Source organism: Roseivivax sp. CAU 1753, assembly GCF_054482575.1.
Map to the genome: position 1 here is coordinate 1 of NZ_JBTLRF010000029.1, position 2,404 is coordinate 2,404.

Below are 2,404 nucleotides of genomic sequence, written 5' to 3' on the forward strand. Positions count from 1 at the left end.
GTAAGCGGTGCGCCGCTCCCACACTTACGGCATGACGCCTGATCTGCGATTCAGAGGCTTCTTTGATTTGTGGGGAGTTTCGTGATGGTAGCTACAAGCGAGTTTCTGGCAAGGGTACCGCGCCGGGCGGACGGCAAGCGGAATTGGCCGCCGGAGTTGAAGGCTCGGATCGTGGCGGAGACTCTGATTGAAGGCGAGACGGTCAATGCGGTTGCGAAACGGTATGAGTTGATCCCCAGCACGGTGTCTGATTGGCGGCGGATGGCGCGGCAGGGCAAACTGGTTCTGCCAAATTTGGACGGCATAGATTTTGTGCCCGTTGAGGTTGAGGCGTCTGTGCCAGTTGCCCAGCCTTTGCCCAACCCGTTCTCCAATACGCTGGATGTGATCAAGGGCGACATCACCGTTCGTCTTGATGCGGCAACGCCAGCGACACGACTTGCCGAGATTGTGCGGGCTTTGACACCGTGATCACGCCATCCCACAAGGTGCGGATTTTTGTGGCCAGTGATCCGGTGGACTTCCGCAAGGGCCATGATGGGCTGGCCGCTTTGGTGCAGAGCCACCTGCGCCAGAAGCCGTTTGATGGGTCGGTCTATGTGTTCCGCGCCAAGCGCGCGGATCGGCTGAAGCTGATCTACTGGGACGGTAGCGGGTTGGTGATGGCCTACAAACGGCTCGAAGATAACAGCTTCACATGGCCCGCGGTCAAGAACGGGGTGATGCGCCTGGAACCGGCCCAGTTTGAGGCGCTGTTTGCGGGGTTGGATTGGCGGCGCGTGCGCCCTTTGGAGGTGGCAGCCCCAGCTGCGGCGGAGTGACTCACGGGGTCGTTTGCGCGGGTCAATCTGCCCTTGTTTTGTTATGAGATGGGGCATGACTGTGCCTGACAAATTGCCCGATGACATTGCCGAACTGAAGGCGATCATCCGTGCGCAGCAGGATCAGAATGCGCGGCTTGAGGCCTTGGTCGCCTCGTTCAAGAAGGCGCTCTTCGGGGCCAAATCCGAGAAGATTGACCCGGCCCAGTATGAACTGGAACTCGAGGATATTGAGACCGCCATCGCGCAGGTGGAAGCCGAGATCGACGCGGAAGAGCGGACTGCGCCCGTGCGGCCCCCAAAGCCGCGCCAGACCAATCGCGGATCACTACCCAAACATCTGGAACGGGTTGAGGTGGTCATTGAACCCGAGCGATCCTGCGCCTGCGGAACTGAGCGTCACGTCATTGGCGAGGATGTCAGCGAACGGCTGGACATCATCCCGGCCCAGTTCCGGGTGATTGTCACCCGCCGTCCCAAATATGCCTGCCGGTTCTGCGAGGGCGGGATTGCCCAGGCTCCTGCACCCGCCCACATCATCGCGGGCGGCATGCCAACCGAAGCAACGCTCGCCCATGTGCTCGTCTCAAAATATGCGGATCACCTGCCGCTCTATCGGCAGGCACAAATCTACAGCCGCCAAGGGATCGATCTGGATCGCTCGACCCTGGCCGGGTGGGTAGGCAAGTCGGCGTTTGAATTGACCCCGGTCTATGAGGCGCTCATGGCCGATCTGAAGCGCTCCACCAAGCTCTTCATGGACGAAACCCCTGCGCCAGTTCTGGCACCAGGGCGCAAACGCAAAAAAACCGGATACTTCTGGGCCCTTGCCCGCGATGACCGGGCATGGGGCGGCGGCGATCCTCCCGGAGTGGCGTTTACCTATGCGCCCGGTCGGTCAGGGCAGCATGCGGATAACATCTTGAGCGGCTTCAGCGGTACCCTGCAGGTTGATGGATACGCAGGCTATAACCGCTTACTCAAACGCCCTACACAGGATGTGGTGCTGGCCTATTGCTGGGCACACGCGCGGCGAAAATTACATGACGTCACCCAATCTGGCGCTGCTCCAATCGCGCAGGAAGGCCTGGCACAAATCCAGGCACTCTGCCGTATCGAAAAAGACCTGCGCGGCCTACCTGCCGATCAACGGCACGCTGCACGACAGGACCGCTCAAAACCCATCATCGACGCCTTCGAGCTCTGGCTCGCCCAGAACTGCGCCCGCGTCTCGGCAAAATCGCCGACCGGAGAGGCCCTGAAATATATCGCTAAATACTGGGAAGGGTTATGCCGGTTCCTCGACGACGGTCGCATCGAACTGGATTCCAACGCCGTCGAGCGCACCATCCGTCCCATCGCCCTCAACCGCAAAAACGCACTCTTCGCAGGCCATGATGCTGGAGCGCAAAACTGGGCCGTCATCGCATCCCTGATCGAGACCTGCAAACTCAACGGGATCGAGCCCCATGGCTATCTGTCCGGTGTCCTGAAAGCCATCGCAGGCGGGCACAAACAAACCGATATCAATCTGCTGCTGCCTTGGAACTACGTCAATCCAGTGTGAACGGCGCACCGCTTAC

General features: G+C 60.1%; 3 protein-coding genes. All 3 read left to right on the forward strand.

The annotated features are described in order from the left end of the window. Window positions 1-84 precede the first annotated feature (84 nt). From ACXYMN_RS19795 to tnpC, 3 genes are read left to right on the forward strand one after another with little or no spacing between them, the layout of a single operon-like run. Window positions 85-471: a transposase gene (locus ACXYMN_RS19795; RefSeq protein ID WP_459015806.1), complete on the forward strand. Its 387-nt coding sequence runs from the start codon at window positions 85-87 to the stop codon at window positions 469-471. Then, window positions 468-821 (forward strand): IS66 family insertion sequence element accessory protein TnpB, encoded by a 354-nt coding sequence (tnpB, locus tag ACXYMN_RS19800; protein WP_459015808.1) that lies wholly within the window; start codon window positions 468-470, stop codon window positions 819-821. Before ACXYMN_RS19795 ends, tnpB begins: the two co-directional genes overlap by 4 nt. A gap of 55 nt (window positions 822-876) precedes the next feature. After that, on the forward strand, window positions 877-2,388 hold the full coding sequence (gene tnpC, locus ACXYMN_RS19805; RefSeq protein ID WP_459015809.1) for an IS66 family transposase: 1,512 nt from the start codon (window positions 877-879) through the stop codon (window positions 2,386-2,388). The last annotated feature ends 16 nt before the right edge of the window (window positions 2,389-2,404 follow it).

Excerpts from the sequence above, each read along its gene's own strand:
- ACXYMN_RS19795 (WP_459015806.1), top strand. The coding sequence starts at position 85 with ATGGTAGCTACAAGCGAGTTTCTGGCAAGGGTACCGCGCCGGGCGGAC.
- tnpC (WP_459015809.1), top strand. The coding sequence starts at position 877 with ATGACTGTGCCTGACAAATTGCCCGATGACATTGCCGAACTGAAGGCG.